The following is a 21,228-nucleotide window of genomic DNA, read 5'->3' as shown; positions in this document are numbered from 1 at the left end:
GATTAGCTGGGAATGTCTGCGACCCATGCCTATGATTCCTACGGCTAGACGGCCGTTTATCGGGTTTGATCGGCAGTTGAATGGACTCAGATACAGAAGTTATTATCTTGAAAGAGGTTACTATACGAAAAGGGGCGATCCCCCCACAAGCGTTTTTGCCCGTTATCTTTCCCTTACATATGCCCCAACGTGTTATTCTTTTCCAGCTCATATCTTCAGCGGACGTTTCCCACGTGTTTCGTGGTACTGCTAAGTCTTGGATTGACGATCTTTTTGGGATGTCTTCCGCCATCGGGGCCTAGTGTTGAACCTGAAGTCGTCTGGGGACGGCGCGGCGTTTCAGAAGGTTTGTTTGAGAAACCACGGGCCGTCGCGATCAGCCCCGACGACGAACTGTTCATAGTCGATATGACAGCTCGCATCCAGGTCTTCGATCTCGATGGTAACTTCCGCCGAGCCTGGCAGATCCCTGAATTCTATAAAGGCCGCCCTTCGGGACTATCCTTCGACAACAACGGCAACCTCCTGGTTGCCGACACCCACTACAACCGCATGTTGGTCTACACGCCGGACGGCAAGCGACTCGATGAGCAAACGATTGGCGGCGTGGAAGGGGCCCAGCCTGGTGAGTTCGGCTTCGTTACCGAGGCCGTGCAGGACTCCCAGGGAAATTACTACATCAGCGAATATGGCCAGCACGACCGAGTGCAGAAATTCGATCCCGACGGCAATTTCCTCTTTCAATGGGGAGGCCACGGCAGCGAGCCTGGGCAGTTCATCCGCCCGCAGAACATGGTCATCGACGAGAACGACCACATTTGGATCGCCGATGCGTGTAACCATCGCATCCAGGTCTTCGACGCGACAGGCAACGAAGCTAAGCTCATCAAGATTTGGGGAGAGCAGGGAAGCGAGCCTGGCAAACTAGGTTACCCGTACGATCTGGTCCTTGATGGAAAGGGACATCTTTACGTCGTCGAGTACAGCAATCACCGCGTGCAGAAGTTCGACCTGGAAGGAAACAGCCTCGGCACGTGGGGAAGTTCCGGCCACGACCCTGGTCAACTCAATAGCCCCTGGGCTTTGATTCTGGATCGGTTTGGGCGGATTCACGTGATCGACTCCGAGAACCATCGAGTTCAGCGGATTCGGTTGTAGCTACGGCTCATACTTAGCAATTGGATACCAGCTTGAAAGAGAATAAGCCTTGGCACTCACCAAGACCCACATCATCGATGCCGTTGGCATCTGCAAGCAGACCGGCTGCGTCGTTTTATCTTTGATGGACGAAGAGGACTGGGGCAACGAAGCGGAGCATGTGAAGCTTCTGCAGGATAAACTCACCAACTATCTACGGTTTATTGAAACGGGTGATATGCAGAAAGCGTATCCCAAGGCCCAGGGGCGAACGGCCCGCATCGAAATCCGCGGGCGTTATCATCCTTCCGAAGCAGGCTGGCGGTTTTTAGATGAAACAGCCGATCGCATAAGATCCAAAGGGATCGAGATTCAAACCAGCTACGACTGATCGTGTCGAATTGCTAGTAGACTGGATACCTGAGGTGTATAATGTTGCGCAGATGCCCCGCCGGAAGTCACCTTGAACCGAGAAGCGATTATGACCCGCCTAATTCTTCGATCCGTTGCCGCCTGGAGTTTGTTGTTGCTTATCTTGGCGATGCCTGCGTTTGCTGATCCGTCGTACCGTGTGACGATTCCACCGGAAGATATGAAGGCTCCGGAATTCTACGGGAAGTATGTCGATGCAGGCGGATACCCAGTACTGGCTTCAAAGTCCGTCGATGATTACGCCCTGAAGGAAGCCGCCTACTTAATCGAATTGATGCTGCGCGAGCGTCCGGACATCAAGCATGCCATGGTGGCCAGTGGCTCGCGGATGCTGATCATCGCCCACAACGAGTACACCACGGATCTGCCTGAGTTCGCCCATTTCACGCCCAAAGACTACTGGGATGCACGGGCTCGAGGGACCGGCGGTTCCCAGACCGATCCTTACTGCACGTGCGGTGAAGAAAACCTTCTGGGCTACGAAGGGGATCCCTACTCGACCGAGTGTATCTTGATTCACGAGTTCGCCCACAATATTCATCTTCGTGGAATGGTCAATATCGACCCGACGTTCGATGATCGGGTGAAGAAGGCCTACGACGAGGCGATGGAAGCAGGCCTCTGGAAGGGAAAATATGCTTCGGTGAATCATCACGAGTATTTCGCCGAAGGGGTCCAATCGTGGTTCGACAACAATCGTGCACCCGATCATGATCACAATCATGTCGATACTCGCAAGGAACTCAAAGAGTACGACCCCGGCCTGGCCAAGCTGTGCGAAGAGGTTTTCGGTAAGACCGAGCTGAAATACACCAAGCCAGTGACTCGCTTGGAGGGGCATCTTGACGGATATGATCCCAGCCAGGCACCCAAGTTTGTTTGGCCAGAGCGACTTGATAAGGCCCGCGCGGAAATTCGACAAAAGGCCGTATCGCGTAGTAAAGACGAGCAGTCTTAGAGACGCACTTCTTTATTTCACCTCTCGTGTTCCAAGATTGATGGTCGATGGACGAATAAGTTCTCGCTGCAAATCTAGGTAATTAGAACGAAGAGTCCATGGAATCTGTGCCCCCAAGAAAAAGCCACTATCGAAAACTAGGCCCCTGGAGCACGATTCTGGCTGGGGCCCTTTTGGCGGGTGTTGGGTTGATAGGGCTTGTGTTCCCGCTAAATTCAGCCAGTCAGGGAGCTGAGAGCGACGTCTGGCCGACGGTCATGGGGACCGTTACGGTCTCTCAGGTCGAATCGAGCGGGCCAAAAGACGATCGGTCGTATTATCCAGAAGTGAAGTACCAGTATGATGTGGAAGGAAAGTCGTACACCTCGGATCGAATCAACTTCGATCTGGCCGGTACCCGTTCCTCCATTCGGCAAGAGATGACAGACGTCGTCGACCAGTACCCTGCAGGCGCTGATGTTAAGGTCTTTTACGATCCTTCCGATCCAAGCCAAAGCTGCCTAGAACCCGGTGTAAAATTGGGAACCGGCTTTCTTCTGGGGATCGCTTGTGTTGGTTTTGGGGGCCTGGTGATCTTGAGTGGTTTGGTCACGTGGATACGGGGTTGATCGACGCCGTTCGTCGATGCCGAATTGCATCCCTCTCTTCCGGGTGGAAAGCTCGGGGTTGCATATCAGATTTTTGCCCATGAAATTGTGGGCACGTGCACACAAAACCGTTACCATAAAAGGACTTCTCGAATCGTCAGGCAGAATGCCAAGTGGATCTGCCTGGTCTCGTCCCTGTTTTCGCACCCCTGGAGTCACCTAACCACATGTTTGGCGTCGATGTTGCGTTCAACAAGCCGTGGTTTTTGCTGCTGCTGGCGGGGTTGCCGCTCTTGTGGTTTTTTAGCTTTCGCAGCATCTCCGGGCTTGGTCGCGTGCGGAGATTCTTCGCGTTGGGGCTGCGTTCGTTGGTGTACTTGCTGCTGGTCTTTTGCCTGGCCGAGATGCAGTTGCGGCATTCGAGCGATCGCGTAACGGTCATCTACGTGCTCGATCAATCGGAAAGCATCCCTCGCGAGAAGCGTGCTGCCATGGTGCAGTATGTGGTGAAGGATGTGGCGGAGCACCGCCAAGCCGCACGCGGAGATCGAGCTGGCGTTGTGGTATTCGGGCGCGAAGCCGCGATCGAAGTTCCTCCCTACGACGATAACTTGCCGATCCAGCAAGGACGCCTGGAAGCGATGATGCAGGTTCGTACCGATGCGACGAACCTGGAGGGCGCGTTGAAACTCGCCCAGGCATCATTCTCGGAAGATACTGCCAAACGCGTGGTGATTGTCACCGACGGGAACGAAACGTACGGCGACGCCACCAACATTGCCCGTCAACTTGCCGAAAGTGGCATTGGCATCGACGTGGTCCCGGTTGAGCTTTCTAGTCGGGCCGAAGTCGCGGTCGAAAAGATATCCTTGCCCAGCGATATCCGCAAAGGTCAACCGGTGCAAGTCAATGTTGTGTTGAACAACATGACCGAGGCATCTGACGACGACGACGGCAAAGTGAGCGGCAAAATTGTTGTCGTCCGAAAACACGGGAAGCGGGAAGATGTGCTCATTGAGCAGCCGATGGAACTCGAACCTGGCAAGAAGGTGCTGACCTTCGAGCATACGATCGACCAAAGCGACTTCTACACGTACGAAGCCCGCTTTGTTCCTGATGATCGACTGGATGACTCGATGCCGCAGAACAACCTGGCTTCGGCCTTCGCGCATGTCCGCGGCGAAGGATCGGTGCTGCTGATCGAAGATTGGGAGAACCCTGGTGAGTTCGACTTCTTGATCTCTCGGCTCAGGGCGAACAACATCGAAGTCGAGGTGATGCCCAGCAATGGGCTTTTCACTTCGCTTGCCGAACTGCAGCGTTTTGACTGCGTCATCCTGGGGGACGTTCCCCGGGCCAGCGGAGCCGGGGCAGGCGATGTTTCGAGCTTTAGTGATCAGCAGATCGAGATGCTCGTGCGCAATACGCAGCAGATGGGTTGCGGACTGTTGATGATCGGCGGCCCCAGAGCTTTCGGTGCTGGGGGTTGGTCGAATACCGAGATCGAGAAATCGATGCCGGTCGACTTCAACATCAAAGATGCCAAGGTCGTGCCGGTGGGGGCCTTGGTGATGATGATGCACGCATCCGAACTCGCCCAGGGTAATTACTGGCAGAAAGTCGTTGCCCGCGAAGCCCTCAAGGCGTTAGGGCCGCAAGACTATTGCGGCCTGATTCATTGGAGCGGCAACGATCAATGGATGTGGGGCGCCCCTGACGGGCTGATCCCGGTCGGACCCAACCGCAACCAGATGTTGGCCCGGCTTAACCGAATGACTCCTGGCGACATGCCGCAGTTCGACCCGGCGATGAAAATGTCGCTGGCAGGCTTCAATGCCATCCAAGCGAAAGGGGCGAACGTCGCGATCAAGCACATGATCGTGATCAGCGATGGTGACCCTTCGCCACCCAATCCTGCCACCGTGATGGGATACGTCAACGCCAACATCAAGATCACCACGGTCGCCATCGGAACGCATGGCCCGGCCGGTAGTACGCCACTGCGTCAATTGGCGGCCCAAACCGGCGGCAAGTATTACGCCGTGACCGATCCGAAGGCTCTGCCGAGGATCTATCAACGCGAGGCCCGGCGAATTGCCCAACCATTGATCAAAGACCATCCCGGAATGGTTCCCATTACTTATCCGCATGAAGTATTGGAAGGGATCGACGGCTTTCCATCCTTCGACGGTTATGTGATGACGACCGTCAAAGACAACGCCCTGGTCGATGTTGGAATGGTCGCGCCGGTTCCGGCCGAGCATCCCGAAAATGCCACCGTCATGGCCACGTGGACCTACGGGGTCGGCAGGACTGGCGTGCTAACGACTGACGCCGGCAAACGCTGGGCGAATAGTTGGACCTCTTGGGAAGGCTACGACAAGTTCTTCACTCAGTTCGTTCGCTATGCCATGCGGCCGACCGACAATCAAGGAAACTTTACCGTTGCCAGTGAGGTAAAGGATGGTAAGGTGCGTGTGGTGGTTACTGCCACCGACGAGAAAGACGAGTACCTCAACTTCCTGAAGCTTTCTGGTACGGCCGTCGACCCGGAAATGGAGTCGAAGGACTTCCAGTTAGAGCAGGTCGCATCGGGGCGTTACGTCGGAGAGTTTCCTGCCGACAAGTCTGGCAGCTATTTTCTGTCGATCTTGCCTGGCCCAGGCGAAGCACCGATTCGTACCGGGGCGAATGTCCCCTATTCGGCTGAGTTTCGTCAGCAGCGTTTGAATTCAGCCCTGGTCGATAGCCTTGCCGCATTGAAGCCAGAAGGGGGCGAAGTGGGTCAGGTAATCGATGGTGACTTCGCCATTGGTCGCGTGGAAGAACTTCTGGATGTCGATACCTTCCGGCACAATCTTCCCAAAGCAATCAGTAGTCAGCACATCTGGCCGATCCTCCTCGTCCTGTGCGGACTCGTCTTCTTCGAGGACGTCTTTGTTCGCCGTGTTACCCTGGGGACGGAGTGGATCAAGCACAGCTACCAATGGGCCCATGCTCGAATCTTTGGAGCTCCGGAGAAAGAAGACGAAGAAGATCGCATGGAACGCCTGCGGATGATCAAGGAACGAGCGACCGCCGACTATGACGAGCGTAAGACATCGGCGCGGTTTGAAGTGGGGCTGGATCAGCCCAGCGGAACGTCCGCGGTCGACGAGGAACTCTCTGCCAAAACGCCTGCCACGAGCGGGCCCCCCAAGAAGGCAAAGAAGATGGAAGATTCGTCCCCCGATGACGACTCGTACACTTCGCGTTTGCTGAAAGCGAAGAAACAGGCACGCAAACGCCCTGGCGGAAATCTGGATGATAATGATTCATCGTAGATTGTCTGATTCGCCCCGGAAGAAACAATTTCAGTTACGATGGAAATGGCTGCCCAGGCTGCCAACTTCAAGAGACCACAACCCGAACTACACCCCTGAGAACCAAGCCGCAGCAAGGAAACCGCATGAGTGTCGCTGAATCGATGCAGCAGCAAGCTGACGAATTTCGCAGTCGCTACCTGGCCGTCAAAGAGCAAATCCAGAAGGTGATCGTCGGGCACGAAGATATCGTCCATGGCGTTTTGACGTGTTTGTTTGTTGGTGGGCACTGCTTACTGGAAGGCGTTCCTGGGCTGGGTAAGACGCTGCTTATTCGCACGCTTTCGCAAGCGTTGGATCTGAACTTCAGCCGTATCCAATACACGCCTGACCTGATGCCGGCAGATATTCTGGGCACGAACATGGTGATGGAAACGCCTGACGGTCGACGTATTTTCGAGTTCCAGAAAGGCCCGATCTTCACCCAGATCTGTCTGGCGGACGAAATCAACCGGGCTACGCCGAAGACCCAGTCGGCCATGCTCGAAACAATGCAGGAAGGATGCGTGACCGTGGGTGGTCATCGCTATGTCCTGGATAAACCTTTTTTCGTGCTGGCCACCCAGAACCCGATTGAACAGGAAGGTACCTATCCACTGCCGGAAGCTCAGTTGGACCGTTTCATGTTCAAGTTGGTTGTGGGCTATTCCTCGGCTGATGACCTGGGCACTATCATCGATCGCACCACCAAGGGGACCAGGGTGGAAGCAGAGAAGGTGATGGAAGGGGCCGAAATCATGAAGTGGCAACAAGTCATCCGCGAGGTGATTCTGGCCAAGCACGTTCAGGATTACATCGTTCGTTTGACGTTGGCGACCCATCCGGAAGGACCGCTGGCGCTGCCGATCACCAACCAGTACTTACGTTGGGGCTCGAGTCCACGTGGTGCCCAGACGTTGGCTTTGACCGCCAAGGTGCGTGCCTTGCTGGATGGCCGATATAACGTGAGCTACGAAGACGTTCGCCGCGTTTACCTGCCGGCCATGCGTCATCGCGTGATTCTCAATTTCGAGGCCCAGGCCGAAGGGCTCGACACGGACCATGTCTTGCTCGAACTGTTAGAGAAGGTGCCTGAGAAAGCGGATGACGCAGTCTTAGCGTCCGTCGCCAGGTAGGCTGTTGGATTGAAATGAATCTCTGTTAGGCACCCCTGCTCGATGGCGAAGACGAAAATTGAATCCGACCTCCTTTCTCCGGAACTGCTGGCCCAGTTGGAACGCATGGAACTGGTCAGTCGCAAAGTATTCCGGGGGCGGATGAAGGGAGAGCGTCGTAGTAAACGTAAAGGTACGAGCGTCGAGTTCGCCGATTTCCGGCCTTATGTTGCTGGAGACGACTTGCGTTTCATCGACTGGAACATGTACGCACGACTGGACCGGCTGTTTTTGAAGATGTTCCTGGAAGAGGAAGATCTCCATTTTTACACGCTTATCGATGCCAGCACGTCGATGGACTTCGGTACGCCAAGCAAACTGACGTACGCAAAACAGTTGGCCGCAGCGCTCGGATTTGTTGGTTTGTGTCGAACCGATCGTGTCCGCATCGAAACGCTTGGAACTCCCATGCGAAGGCCGGGACCAGTCTTGCGTGGTCGCCATAGCGTTTGGCGGATGCTTGACTATTTGAACGGCATCGAGCCGGGTGAAAACGTGCCCCTTCTGGAAGGTGCGAAGAACTTCTGTTTGCGGAACAGCGGCAAGGGAATCCTGGTTCTTGTTACCGATCTGATGGACAAGAGCGGCTATGAGCCAGCTCTGCGGTTTCTTTCCACCCAGCAAATGGATGTGTACGTCATCCAAACCCTCGCACCTGTGGAATTGAATCCCGCCGAGCAAATCAAAGGGGATTTGAAACTGGTCGACTGCGAAGATGGCGACATCGCCGAGATTACCGTAAGTCGTCCCCTATTGGATCGCTACAAGCGAACGCTCGATGCGTTTGTCGATGGGGCACGGACCTTCTGTGCTAAGCGCGGGATGGCCTATATGTTGGCCAACACGGACGTCTCGGTGAGCCACCTCGTTTCCAATTACATGCGGCAACGGGGGCTCTTGCGATGACCGGTTTCTTCATCAACACACTGGGGCCACTGGGCTGGACGCTTCTGGCGATCGTGCCCCCGGCGATCATCGCGCTCTACTTTCTGAAACTGCGGCGGCAACCGCTGGAGGTCCCCAGCACCTTCCTGTGGAGTCGCACGATCGAAGATCTCCACGTGAATAGCCTGTGGCAGAAGATGCGGCAGAGCCTGCTCCTCTTTTTGCAGCTCTTATTCGTATTGCTGCTTATCTTGGCCGTTCTGCGTCCAGGAATGGAGGGGGAGCAGAAGCTCTTGGGGGATCGGTTTGTCTTTCTGATCGATAACTCGGCAAGCATGGGATCGAAGGATGCAGAGTCCGGCCGCACGCGACTAGAAGAAGCCAAACGTCGCGTCCAGGAAATGATCGATCAGATGGATAGCGGTGACGTGGGGATGGTCGTGACTTTTTCCGACCGAGCCAGCGTCGCTCAGCAGTTTACCGACAACCAACGGGTGCTGTCGGCCAAGGTCGCTGCAATCCAGCCAAGTGAGCATACGACGAATATCATGGAAGCCTTAAGAGTCGCTTCCGGCCTGGCAAATCCCGGTCAATCGGCATTTGAAGAAGGGGATGTGCAGGTTGCCGACGCGAAACCAGCGACGGCATACATCCTGAGTGACGGGCGATTCCAAACGATTACCGACTTTTCGTTTGGCAATCTGCAACCAATTTACATCCCGCTTGGGGACGAAGTCTCTTCGAACGTTGGCATCCTGGCCTTCAGTACCCAGCGGAATCCTGAAAAGGAGGGCGAGCTTCAGGTGTTTTGCCGGATTGTTCGCTTCGGTCCTGAACCAACTGAAGTGACGGCGAACCTTTACTTTAATAACGAGCTGCTGGATGTTGCGCGGATTCGCTTGGACAACGAAGATGGCACCGGCGGGGCTCAGTTTGACCTGGGAAGTCTCGACGTCGGAAAGCTACGTCTTGAAATCGAACATGAAGACGTGTTCCCCGCGGACAATGTTGCCTATGCGGCGATCAATCCACCGGAACGTGCCCAGGTGCTGGTGGTTACCGAAGGGAACAACTACTTGCGGTTCTCGTTAGGCACCGATCAAATTCGGCGTATTGCGGACGTGACGCTCGTGACGCCTGATTATTTGACCGGGGAAGACTATCCGAAGGAAGCTGCCAGCGGACGGTACGATGTCATCATCTACGATGACTGTGCCCCAGAGACGATGCCGGAATCGAATACGGTCTTCTTTGGGAGGAAGCCGCCCGTCGAAGGTTGGGCTTTCCAGCAGGCTCAGGTCTTGCCGCAAGTCATTGATGTGGCCCAAAGCCATCCGGTGATGAGCTTCGTCAATTTGGGGAACGTCTCGATCTACAAGGCCTCTCCACTCGAGGCACCACCAGGCAGCACCGTCCTCATTGAATCAGATCAAGGGGCGCTGATGACGATCGCGCCGCGAAAGAGCTTTGAAGACGTGGTGCTAGGGTTTTCGTTCCTGACGTCGGAAGACGACAAGACGTTCTTCAATACGGAATGGACCAAGCGGCTAAGTTTTCCTGTGTTCGTAAAGAATTTAGTCGAGTATTTGGGGGGCGTGCGGCAAGGGCAGGGGGAATTCAGTATTCGACCCGGCGAAAATTACGCTTTCCGATCGAGTGGTTTCGCCAAGGAGGTTCATATCAAGCCGCCGTCGGGCCGTACGCGAACGATTGCGCCGACCGCCGATAATTTATTTAGCTTTGGCGAGACCGACCAACTCGGGACGTATGAAGTTCGCGAAGGAGATGCGAAGGATGTGTCCCGGTACTTCTCGGTGAACATCTTTGACGCGCAAGAGAGTGAGATTCAACCTAAGCCGGAAATCGAAACGCAGTGGGAAACCATCGAAGGGGAATCGGCCTGGTTGCCAATGCGGCGCGAGTACTGGAAGTGGCTCGTGGCAATCGCGCTGCTGATCCTGCTGCTGGAATGGTATATCTACAATCGCCGCGTTTACGTTTGATCGCCTTGCCTCAAGACGAGTTGGGTGATTTCCGGCGGACAATTCCAGCGAAGGGGGCTCGTACCGCTAATGCCGCGGCTAACGTGCAGCAAGGTGGGATCAAAAAAGAAGACGCCGCCTGCGTAGCGAGTTCCATACCAGCTTGGACTGACCACCGGACCAATGCCGGGTAATCGAATCTGTCCACCGTGATTGTGCCCGGCCAGCATCAGATCGAAGTCGAAAGATCGCGCCCAGCCAATCTGGTCTGGCGTATGAGACAAGAGGATCTTCAACGGACGTTGGTCGAACTGCGACTCGTCGATCGAGTTCATGTCCGCGGCAGGGATATGCCAGGGAAGTTCATTCCCTGCTAGCACGACCAGGTAGTTTCGAATCATCAACGACATGTGCCGTCCACCCAGGTCAATGAAACCTTCGTCAACGAGCGTCTTCCGGCAACCGGCCACGTCGTGAGTACGTACTTCGTGATTGCCCAGGATGAAGTAGACCCCACACTCGGCAGACAACTGGGCGAGCGTTCGGCTCCATGCGAAGCACTTGGTGCGATCGAAGATGTCCCCTGCGATAACAATCATCTCGCTCTGCAGGTCGTTGGCCTGATCGACTACCTTGCGGTAAAAGTCTTCCGCCATATGTCCTTTGAGATGCAGGTCGGATAGATGCGTGATGGTAAAGCCGTCGAGCTCTTGGGGAAGTCTGGGGAGAAAGACTTCTTTTCGATCGACTTCCAATCGCAAGATCTCGTTACCGGGAAGTAGGCTAGCGACTTGCGTGCTTGTCGAGGTAAGTAGCTGCGGGGCCAGGTCAGAGAAATCAAACGAGGCTAGAAGTCGCTCGCTGAAGTAAGCCGAGGCGATTTGTGCATCGCGCTGGTAAAGCAGCCATAGCAGACTCGCCGCGATGAATGCGACGACGCTGACGGTAACATAGATGAACCAGACGTAGTAGATCGTCGAGTATTGAACCGTTTCGTTAGGGGAAACCTGGGGATTGAGAGGCTGTTGCATCCACCATATCAGGAAGACCGACGGAATCAGGACCGACATGAGATAGCAGGTATATTCACCCAGGTCGATCAGCCACTGCTTGTACGGCAGGCTGTGGATCATGCAGTGTAGACGAGTCCAAATCGCCAGGTGCCCGATGCCTGCAATCAACATCAACACCGCTATTAACGCATACATTTTTCGCCGCAATCTATGAGGAGTTAACCCAAAGTCGCCTACAGAATAGGTGGGTATCAAGGGAAACGCTAGAGCGCATATCGGTTGGCCAACTGAAGTCTACGTTACGCCTGCCAACGCGAAAGATCAGATCTCTTCGATAGGACTACGGCGACGGGGTGCTGGCGAACGCGGTCATGACTCGTTCGACCGTTTCGACCAGTTGATCAAGTCGGAATGGCTTGTAGAGAACCGCATTGGGGAGGAGACCTGCCTGGCGGGCCTTAACGATCGAGTGCCCCGGATCGTAACCAAAGCCAGTCATCAGAATCATGGGTACGGGGGAGATGATGCCGCCCAGTTTGACCATCAATTGATGGCCGGACATGTCTGGCAGGTGAACATCGCTGATGATGACATCGTATCCCGTGGAATGCAGGCCTGCGCGGACCATGCAAAGCGCTTCGGCCCCGTCGTGGGCAGTTTCCACGTCACAGCCGTAACGATCCAGCAAGGCATGAGCCGCACTACGAACGGATTCGTCAGCATCGGCTACCAGTACACGAGCCGATTTGAGCAGTGGGCGCTGTTCTTGCTTTGCGGAGGCGGGAACAGCCTTGGCAGGCGTCATCTTTTCGCCCACACGCTGAATGACGCGTTTAATATCGCGGCTGTTCTGAATGATATTCTTCAGTTTTTCGACGACTTCTTCATCGTGGCCGATGTAACGCTGCATTACGTTCACGGCATCATTCAGGATTTCGTCAATGGGCAAAGCGACCGCGCTGTGAATTGCTTCAACGCTGGCTTGAGCTGTATTGGCTTGTTGAGCAACCAGAAGTTCGAGCGTATTCAACGCAACCGCTAAGTCGCGACAGAAGATCTCGAGAAACTGCAGGTCGCTGTTGGTGAAGGCCCGCGGCTCGGGGCTTTCGACGTTGAACGATCCAATCACTTGATCGTGTAGCAAAAGCGGCACCGTCAAAGAGCTTTTCGCGCCTTTGAAGCCTTCCAGGTAAAGCGGATCTTTGCTGGTGTCTTCGCAAAGGTAGCTCTTGCCGGTCGAGGCAACGAAGCCGGTCACACCGTTGTTGGTACTTTGAGCGTACAGTTCCCGCTCGGCCGCTTCTTTGTCGATCCCGACCGATAGGAGAGGAACGAGTTCTCCGGTGCGTTGGTCTAGAAGGCGAATCTCGATGACGTCAAAGCTCAGCAAATCCTTGGTGTAGTGCAGGATGTTGCTTTTGAGCAGCTCGATCCGTTCGGAAACCTCCATGTTGAAGATTTCTTCGGTCGTCAGATCAGCCAATTCCATCCCAGCCCGGTGGATGGCATCGAGTTTTTGTCGCTGAATGACTTCATCGGTAACGTCTCGGACGGTAACGATGAGGTTATTCGGCGGACTGTTGGGGACAAGTACCGGGGCCGCGTGCACATGGAAGTAACGATTGTCTTCGGTGCGAAGCGTCGACCCGCTAGCCTGGCCGGTGGTCATGGCCGTGTGAAATGGACAGTAGTCGGGGCCCAGAATTTCAGGACTATTCAGTGCCGCGTAGAAATTCTGGCCAACCAAGTCACCTCGATTGGCCCAACGCTGCAAACAGGAATTCACCCATTGAATGGTGTTTTCCCGGTCGAGCATGGCGACACCATCGGGCATGCCATCCAGAATGTGCTCATTCTCGAGCAGATTGCTGATGCGGCTGGCAACCTCTTGATGTGAGGTTGTGATGAACAATCCGCTGTAAGGGTCATTTCGAAGTTTGGCGATCACGCGAAGTGGATTGTTCACTTCCGTGACTTCAAAATCCTGGCGAAGTTCCTCAACAACACTGGAATCGTTGTTCGAATCGCACAGGCACAGGATTTTGGGTTTCGCCGCCAACCCCAATACTCCTCACAAATATGCTTTCGCGGTAATCGGCTCTCTGAATTATACGTTCAACTTTGCCGTGTACAATTATCTGCCCATCTACTACGCATTCGGCGTTCTAATGAGCAATAATTAGCCAACACGCAAAGTTTGCCAAAATTCAGCAGCCCGCGAGGTTATTCATAATGCTTATTCCGAAACTAGGAAAACCCAATCTTGAAATTATTCGGTTTGCCTCATCGAAATTTCACGCGGAAGTCTAAATAGAACTTCCCAAGTTTCTTATTGTTACTATTATCCAAAGCATTGGAAGCATCGTCGTCCAAAAACTCACAAAAACCAAGCAAATACGGGTGCCCGCTGAGGGAACGCAGAGAAGAGTTTCTAAGCGATTTTGCCTAGCGAGATGCCGTTGATGCTTGGTTAGACGCATCAAGCGAGAGAGAAATTCCCGACTGGGCGAAGGTCGGATTCCAGGCTTGAAGAAGCTTGAGGCCAATAAACCCCCCTAGATGCTCATCCGAGGGTTCTAGAACGATAACTGATACATCAAGAAGATTGGCCGACCCCATTCGCAACTGGGGCAGCTTTGCAGTACGGGCTTTTGTTTCAAGTCCGCATGGAAGAGTCACCAGTTGGGTATCGCCCAGATGGCGCAAGCCGACCGTATAGGCCATGTTGGAGGTCAGAATTAACCGATTGTCTTCCGGACAGATGGTAAGAACCGTCGGGAACTGGTCGCTCAGCACGACACCGACTCGCTTTTGATCTCCTTGGAGATACATGGGGACTTCATCAAAATCGATCGATGCCCGGGCTTTACGAACGACTTGATCGACCTGTTCGGCGCGGAAAAGGGGGCCGATGCACAGTTCTGGGTGCTCTTCCAGCCATCTGTGTGTCGTGTTAGACAGTTTCTGATAGGCCTCATTGATCTGGGCCGAATCTCGTTCGACACGAACGGCGAGGACCGATGCCTGCTGGTGCATTAGCGTCAACGACTCGAGCATCGCTCGCATGTGCGGTTGTGCTCCGAAACGCTTTGGATCGACGCCATCGCGGAGTTCCCGGCTCGCCTGTTTGAGTTGATCGACTTGCTTCTGGACCTTCTTCTCTTCATCCGTTCCGACTGCCGAACGTCGCATGATGTTGGCAATCTGGTCGATCAGCTTCGAGGTCGCTTGTTGTTTTTGCCATCTCGATGCATTGTCGGCTACCGCGAGATCGATCTGGCGACGCAGTGGGATGATGCGCTTGACAACATCCTCCAAAGCATCCATATCTCTTTTCAGATTCAGCTCCTCGGTGAGAATCCACTTCGAGCCAAACTTTTCAAATCCATTTTCCGTCAATGGTAGGGGGAGTTCCGCGCCAACAGATCGGCTGGTGGTCATGCCCAATAGGCAGACCACGAACAGGAAAAGCAAAGCCTGACACCGCGCGCTGAATCGCTCCATGAGAACCACGAGCTTGGGATGAGTGGAAAAGGAATCAGGGGAATAGATCCTTGGTATTCCCCCGCAAGTCTTTCAGTTTGCAAAGTCGAGCGATTTCTTGCAAACGATTCGTGGAAAAAAGAATTTCACGTGCCACCCGATCTTACGGGAAGACCGACTCGATCTCCGCTAGCCGGGCATCTTCCGCCTTGTTAGTACGGTTGCCGAATCGACCCAAAACATCGCCCACGGCGGTTGCAACGGCGTTAGAGCGGCTCATGATGCTGAGCTTCAGGTCTGCAATTTGCTGAGGCGTCATTTGGGTCATGACGGTCTGAATGTACTTCTTCCAGACCGCGAAACCATCTTCGGTAGGGCCCTGAACAAGCCAGTGATTGAGAACCTCGAAGCCAGCGTCGCCAGGCTTCATGTTCCATTCGCTGGCCATCTTCATGATCAGGTCGCGTTCTTCGATGTTCAGAACACCATCCGCATAGGCAACGCAAACCATGGGGTACATGGTCAACGCAGCCATGCTATGGGCCGTAATGCCCAGATCCATCAGGCTTTGGACGAGTTCTTTGTCTTCGATCCCGATGGCTTTAGAGAGTTCTTCCAACTCCTCGTCATGTTTGATCTGTTCCCGCAATTTCTCCAGGAGTTCTTCGTTTTCAGCGACGAACATCGAATCTAACATGTTTTGGAAGTCAGACTCATTGAACTGGTGGTGAGGTTGTTCCGTCACGGTAACGTCCTTGGTCGCACGAGGGTAAAACTACGGTGTTGAAAGCCTTTTAAAGGCTTCCTTTATTGTAATGATTTGCCCAGTCCAAAACCAGAATGGTGGCTCAGGTTCCGATGTAGCGAGCGTGCAAAGATCGAGCCTCAACAGGATCGCTCGTCCCGTGGACAATACAGCGTCCATCGCCAAACAGCGTGAATGCGTGTTCTCCGATATTGGCACGTAGCAAGTAGGGATTGGATTCAATTGTTCCCAACGGCTTGAGCTTCTCGGCAAATGCAGTGAGATCAATCTCATTGTTTTCAGGAAAACTTAACTGAACCGCATCCCGCCCACAAAGCACGGCCCACTGGCTCCCTCTTTGGCCGGCAAGCCAGGCGAAATCTCGCTGGCCACACGCTGGGCAGTCGGCGTTGTCTTTCAGGCCATCCAGTTTCACCGGTCGAATGCGATTTTCCCACAGATCGAACACGGTCAACGCTCGGCTGACTTGCTGGGTATGGCCGCTAAGAATCTTGATCGCTTCCATGCTTTCAAGCGAAGCGATCACTCCAATAATCGGAGCAAGAATGCCCGCCGTGTCGCAGGTCGGGGTGGTGCCTGGGGGAGGTGACTCCGGAACAACGCATCGCAGGCAAGGCGTTTCCCCGGGAACGATCGTCATGGTCTGCCCCTCGGCGCCGATGCATCCGCCATAGACCCAGGGGATACCAAGCTCCAGTGAGGCATCGTTGAGCAGAAAACGGATCTCGAAGTTATCGGTTCCATCCACAATGACATCCACCCCGTCGCAAAGCTGGCGGATGTTGCGATGATCGACATCGGCGATTTCCGCTTCGATGCGAGTGTCAGCGTTGGCGGCTTCCAGGTGGTTCTTTGCCGCAATTGCCTTGGGAAGACGTTGACGGACATCGTCTTCGGTATAGATGACCTGTCGCTGAAGATTGTTCCATTCGACGAAGTCCCGATCGACGATCCGTAATGTTCCCACCCCACTACGAGCCAATGTGTTGGCAATGACGGACCCGAGTGCACCCAGTCCAACGACCAATGCGGTCGATTGAGAAAGCTTTTCCTGCCCTTCGCGACCGAAGCGGGCATAGCTCATCTGGCGAGCGTATCGGGCAAAGGGATCTTGTGGCTGCTGGGTCATGAAGTAGCTTTCGGAAGAAGCCAAAGGCCTGCGTAGTCGCCGCCGTGGTCGAGATCGGCTTGGAATTGATCGCACAGGGCACGAAGCTCAGCGGGCGAGCGACTCATTACATTGCATTCTCGCGCAGCAACGACCGGAAGTCGACGATCTGGTTTCCAAATTGAGTTCAGGTTGTCCCCCGAAACGGCGATGAATTGTGTATTGGTCGGAGTCTTGGCCGAACTCTTCACGGCTCTGCCGACGATCAAATGATCTCGGCAAATAAACTCGTATTCATCGTCCTCGACGGATGGAATAAGGACAAAACTCGTTGAGGCAAAACGTGAACACTTTCGAAGCCCGCGCCACCGTTGATCTTTCGATTGATTCGACAAATCCAGGATAAGAGGTAGTCCGAGTTCCATCGTCTTTGGAAGCAGGTCATCTAGTCCGTGTTCAAGGGTGATGATCGGGACCAGGTCTGCATCAATCCATTGGTCAATTTCGCCCAGTACTTTCTCGGGCGAAGCGGCACATGCCCTGACAACCCAGCGTCGTCCTTCCTGATAAAAGCTTTCACGACGGACATGCATTTCCCGAAGTCCGATATGCGATTGCACTTCGGGAACGCCGCGAAGTTTGTAATAGTTCGGCATTCGCGGGGTCCAGAGTGCTGGATCCGGAATGGTTGCCTGATAGGTTTCGGAGTGGTCAAATTTGACCGACTTCAGTTTGAGAGGATACTTGGAGGGGAGCGTTCGACCGCGGCTACTGAAAGGACCTTCTAGGTAGGCATCTTTGAGCGTTACGCTTCCGCTCACTCCTTTTGGGTAGCGTAAAATGCAGAACACTTCGGCACTTACGTTGGACGTTGCCCCTTGCGTGAGCATGATCCGTATGGAATTGCTCGACATGAGCCGGTTCACTTACGCTTTCAAGTTCTTCAGCGCCGCCGCGAGATGTTTCCCGGTCACCGAATCGGGATTCGCGGCGATCTCTTCCGGCGTTCCCATCGCCACCACGCTACCCCCTTCGTCGGCGGCACCTGGGCCAAGGTCGATGATGTAGTCGGCCGCCATCATCACGTGGATATTGTGTTCGACCACGATCAACGAGTGACCGATCTGTAGCAGGTTTTCGAAGCAGTCCAATAGCTGCACGATGTCAGCGAAGTGCAGGCCGGTGGTGGGTTCGTCCATCAGGAACAGCGTGCGTGCCTTCTTGGTGGTCGCCAGGTTTCCTGCCAGCTTCAACCGTTGAGCCTCCCCGCTGGAAAGCGTATTGGCAGGCTGGCCGAGACGGAGGTAATCGAGTCCGACTTCATTAAGAAGGTTCAGCTTGCCTTGTACTTTGGGCTGACCGCGGAAGAAGACGAATGCCTCGCGAACGGTCATGTTCAACACGTCGGCAATGCTCTTGCCGCGGTAGGTGATTTCCAGGACTTCCTTCTTGTAACGTTGTCCTTTGCACTCAGGGCACTTGACGTAGACATCGGCCATAAACTGCATGTCGATGGCGATGTGCCCGTCCCCGTTGCAGCTTTCGCAGCGGCCCCCTTGGACGTTGAAGCTGAAGTGACTGGCGGTCAGGTTGCGTGTCCGGGCCTGCATCGTTCCGGCAAAGACGTTGCGGATTTCGTCGAAAGCTTTGATGTAGGTGACCGGATTCGACCGTGGTGATCGACCAATGGGGCCCTGATCGACCAGGACGACATCGTCAATTTGACCATCGCCGAAGACGTCGTCGTATGGCAGACTTTGTATGTTTTCCTTCTTCTTGCGTCGGCACAACGCCGGGTAAAGCGTCTGATCGACAAGCGAACTCTTGCCTGCCCCGGAAACGCCGGTGACGACGGTGAGAACACCAAGCGGAAACTCGACTTCCAGGTTCTTGAGATTGTTGCCTCGCGCGCCCTTCAGGCGAACTCGCCCGTGCGTGGCAGTGCGGCGGTCGCGTTTACGAACGACGCTACGGTGGCCGGAGAGGAATTCGCCGGTGAGGCTGTCTTCGTCCCCTTCGATTTCGGAGGGGGACCCTTGGAACATGATCTCTCCCCCCCGTTCCCCTGCCCCTGGACCAAATTCAACGATTTGATCGGCAGCGCGAATGAGCGTTTCTTCGTGCTCGACGACGACTACCGTATTGCCACGATTTCGCAAGTCGATGATGGCTTCATTAAGCCGGGTGATGTCGCTCGGGTGAAGACCGGCCGTCGGTTCGTCGAGCACGTACAGCATGTTCACCAGGCTCGAGCCGAGCGTGCTGGTGAGCGTTACCCGTTGAGCTTCACCACCACTCAAGGTCCGCAGCGAGCGATCCAACGCTAGATAGCCCAGGCCGACGATACACAAATACTCTAGGCGAGCAAGCACTTGCGGTAGTACCTGGCGGCAAAGGGCGCTCTCGTACGCGCTTAGGTTCAATTGGCGGAAGTGTTCCAGCGCGTCCACGATCTTCATCGAGGAGATCTCGGCGATATTCTTTCCATTAACGCGAACGGCCAACGCTTCGGGACGCAGGCGTGTCCCGCGGCACGACTCGCACATGCGAAAGCTTCGCCAGCGGCTGAGGAATACCCGCATATGCATCTTGTACTTGCGACGTTCGAGCCAGGCGAAGAAGCCTTTCAAGCCCCCGAATTCGCGTTCAGGTACGCCTTCAATAATCAAATTGACCTGTGCTTCGGTCAAATCACGGTAGGGGGTATTGATGGGAATGTCATAGTCGGGAGCCAAAGCGATCAGCTCTTCCAACTCGTGTTTGTAGGCAGGTGTGTTCCAGGGAGCGATGGCCCCTTCGGCGATCGATTTGCGACGATCCGGGACAATCAGATCCATGTCCATGTCGATGATGTTGCCGAACCCTTCGCATTCAGGACATGCCCCCAAGGGACTGTTGAAGTTAAACAGTCGCGGGTCGGGTTCAATGAATTCCAGGTTGCATGCCTCGCAGCGAAGTTGACTGCTATAGCGAAGGCTTTGCCACATGGTGCCATCGATTTCGACGGCACTCCCCTGCCCTTTCAGTTCGCCCTCTTCCTGTGGTTGGAGCAGAATCTCGCAGACCCCGTCTCCGTGCGCGAAGCCGGTTTCGAGCGATTCGCGGAGACGTTCGATCTTAAGCGATTCAAGCGTCAGGCGGTCAACGACCACAGATATCGATTCGCCTGAATCAAGCCGTTTGCTGAGAGCTTCATCTTCGTCAGGCGTTAGGGAAATCGTTTGCCCAGCGACAATTGCCCGGACGAAGCCATCTTCGCGCAATTGCTCGATGACCCCTTCGCATTCGTCGCTTTCGCAGGCCACGGGAAATGCGACCATCATCCGGCCACTCCCCCCTGCACCGCAGATATGGTCAGCAACACGACCTGGCGTGTCTTTGGTAATAGGCTGGTTACAACTGGGGCAAATGATGTTGCCGATCTTGCTGAAAAGAAGCCGCAGGTAATCCGTGGTTTCGGTAGCGGTACCCACCGTAGACCGGCTGGATCGAGTGTCGTTTACCTTGGTTACGGCCAGCGCTGGGGGGATGTTGTCGATCCGGTCCGCCTCGGGCTTTTCCAAGCGGTCGAGAAATTGCCGAGTGTACGCAGAGAAGCTTTCGATATAACGGCGCTGCCCCTCGGCGTAGAGCGTATCGAGGGCCATACTGGTTTTTCCGCTTCCACTCACCCCACAGAAGACAATCAGCTGGCGGTGCGGAATGTCGAGATCTACCTTTTTCAGGTTGTGAACTTCGACCCCTCGGGCTTCAATCTGCAATGTCGACAAGGTTCGCCTTTCTTCTGGACGGGATCCATCATGGCAAATGAATTTTTCATCGTAACGAGAATGTTCTTGTGAGAATACCAGGGGGGAGGACTGTCCACTTGTTCAGGCCTTGGGGGTGGGATAAGTTTTCAGTGTTCCCAGTACCCATATTCCGAAGGGAGTAACGCGGCTATGAAGATTCAGAACATCGATCAGGGTGATTCGATGAAAGTCGAAATGGACGGTGTCTCCGGTTGCCAGGTAAAGCAGTTAATCAGCCAGCAGGATGGTGCTCCGCTGTTCGCCATGCGTCAGTTTGAAGTTGCCCCAGGCGGGTACACCCCCCACCACCATCACCCTTATGAGCACGAGGTTTACGTGATTGCCGGGGAAGGTGTCATTCTGGAAAACGACTCGCCGCGCCCGATCAAAGCCGGGGACGCAATTCTGGTCGAGCCGGACGAGGTTCACCAATTTCGCAACACGGGAACCTCACCGCTAAAGTTCTTGTGCCTGGTCCCTAATGCGGCCAACAACGCTCAGTTTCCACCAGAGTGTCAGCAGTAGTGTATTTTGTGGTCGCAGACACACTAGCCCTCTCCCCGCTGGAAC

The 21,228-nt window shown here is 54.6% G+C and carries 16 protein-coding genes; 9 read left to right on the top strand and 7 right to left on the bottom strand.

Annotation, left to right across the window (positions count from 1 at the left end; genetic code table 11):
* Nucleotides 1-348: 348 nt before the first annotated feature.
* The 8 genes from Pan97_RS21345 (at nt 349) to Pan97_RS21310 (ending at nt 10,518) form a co-directional block, all read left to right on the top strand.
* Nucleotides 349-1,158, top strand: coding sequence for an NHL repeat-containing protein (locus Pan97_RS21345; protein WP_196782174.1), 810 nt, complete (start codon nt 349-351; stop codon nt 1,156-1,158).
* Nucleotides 1,159-1,207: 49 nt separating this feature from the next.
* Nucleotides 1,208-1,528, top strand: coding sequence for a DUF6572 domain-containing protein (locus Pan97_RS21340; protein ID WP_144976153.1), 321 nt, complete (start codon nt 1,208-1,210; stop codon nt 1,526-1,528).
* Between the two features lie 90 nt (nt 1,529-1,618).
* Complete coding sequence (locus Pan97_RS21335) at nt 1,619-2,527, top strand: hypothetical protein (RefSeq protein WP_174819552.1); 909 nt, start codon at nt 1,619-1,621, stop codon at nt 2,525-2,527.
* 98 nt (nt 2,528-2,625) lie between these two features.
* Nucleotides 2,626-3,135 carry a DUF3592 domain-containing protein gene (locus tag Pan97_RS21330; protein ID WP_144976151.1) on the top strand — a complete coding sequence of 170 codons (510 nt, stop codon included), beginning with the start codon at nt 2,626-2,628 and terminating at the stop codon, nt 3,133-3,135.
* Nucleotides 3,136-3,341: 206 nt separating this feature from the next.
* Complete coding sequence (locus Pan97_RS21325) at nt 3,342-6,437, top strand: VWA domain-containing protein (protein WP_144976149.1); 3,096 nt, start codon at nt 3,342-3,344, stop codon at nt 6,435-6,437.
* Nucleotides 6,438-6,562: 125 nt separating this feature from the next.
* Nucleotides 6,563-7,591 (top strand): AAA family ATPase, encoded by a 1,029-nt coding sequence (locus tag Pan97_RS21320; protein WP_144976147.1) that lies wholly within the window; start codon nt 6,563-6,565, stop codon nt 7,589-7,591.
* A 42-nt stretch (nt 7,592-7,633) separates the two neighbouring features.
* Complete coding sequence (locus Pan97_RS21315) at nt 7,634-8,536, top strand: DUF58 domain-containing protein (RefSeq protein ID WP_144976145.1); 903 nt, start codon at nt 7,634-7,636, stop codon at nt 8,534-8,536.
* Nucleotides 8,533-10,518 (top strand): vWA domain-containing protein, encoded by a 1,986-nt coding sequence (locus tag Pan97_RS21310; protein WP_144976143.1) that lies wholly within the window; start codon nt 8,533-8,535, stop codon nt 10,516-10,518. Before Pan97_RS21315 ends, Pan97_RS21310 begins: the two co-directional genes overlap by 4 nt.
* Here the strand turns inward: Pan97_RS21310 and Pan97_RS21305 are convergent.
* From Pan97_RS21305 to uvrA, 7 genes are all read right to left on the bottom strand, one after another.
* Nucleotides 10,509-11,705 carry a metallophosphoesterase gene (locus Pan97_RS21305; protein WP_144976141.1) on the bottom strand — a complete coding sequence of 399 codons (1,197 nt, stop codon included), beginning with the start codon at nt 11,703-11,705 and terminating at the stop codon, nt 10,509-10,511. The two genes, Pan97_RS21310 and Pan97_RS21305, sit on opposite strands and share 10 nt — an antisense overlap.
* Nucleotides 11,706-11,850: 145 nt before the next feature.
* A complete protein-coding gene (locus Pan97_RS21300) occupies nt 11,851-13,569 on the bottom strand; it encodes a hybrid sensor histidine kinase/response regulator (protein ID WP_144976140.1) in 1,719 nt (572 codons plus the stop codon).
* Nucleotides 13,570-13,955: 386 nt separating this feature from the next.
* Complete coding sequence (locus Pan97_RS21295; protein ID WP_144976138.1) at nt 13,956-14,837, bottom strand: hypothetical protein; 882 nt, start codon at nt 14,835-14,837, stop codon at nt 13,956-13,958.
* 319 nt (nt 14,838-15,156) lie between these two features.
* On the bottom strand, nt 15,157-15,738 hold the full coding sequence (locus Pan97_RS21290) for a hypothetical protein (RefSeq protein WP_144976136.1): 582 nt from the start codon (nt 15,736-15,738) through the stop codon (nt 15,157-15,159).
* A 103-nt stretch (nt 15,739-15,841) separates the two neighbouring features.
* On the bottom strand, nt 15,842-16,888 hold the full coding sequence (locus Pan97_RS21285; protein ID WP_144976135.1) for a ThiF family adenylyltransferase: 1,047 nt from the start codon (nt 16,886-16,888) through the stop codon (nt 15,842-15,844).
* Nucleotides 16,885-17,781 carry a hypothetical protein gene (locus Pan97_RS21280; RefSeq protein ID WP_144976133.1) on the bottom strand — a complete coding sequence of 299 codons (897 nt, stop codon included), beginning with the start codon at nt 17,779-17,781 and terminating at the stop codon, nt 16,885-16,887. Before Pan97_RS21280 ends, Pan97_RS21285 begins: the two co-directional genes overlap by 4 nt.
* A gap of 12 nt (nt 17,782-17,793) precedes the next feature.
* The gene (gene uvrA, locus Pan97_RS21275) at nt 17,794-20,637 is read right to left on the bottom strand and encodes an excinuclease ABC subunit UvrA (protein WP_144976131.1); all 2,844 of its coding nucleotides are present in this window, start codon (nt 20,635-20,637) and stop codon (nt 17,794-17,796) included.
* Between the two features lie 171 nt (nt 20,638-20,808).
* Here uvrA and Pan97_RS21270 point away from each other — a divergent pair, with 171 nt between their 5' ends.
* Nucleotides 20,809-21,183: a cupin domain-containing protein gene (locus Pan97_RS21270; RefSeq protein WP_144976129.1), complete on the top strand. Its 375-nt coding sequence runs from the start codon at nt 20,809-20,811 to the stop codon at nt 21,181-21,183.
* Nucleotides 21,184-21,228 lie beyond the last annotated feature (45 nt).

The sequence above is a fragment of the Bremerella volcania genome (assembly GCF_007748115.1).
Taxonomy (GTDB): Bacteria; Planctomycetota; Planctomycetia; order Pirellulales; family Pirellulaceae; genus Bremerella; species Bremerella volcania.
This window is presented reverse-complemented; position numbering and strand designations above follow the sequence as displayed.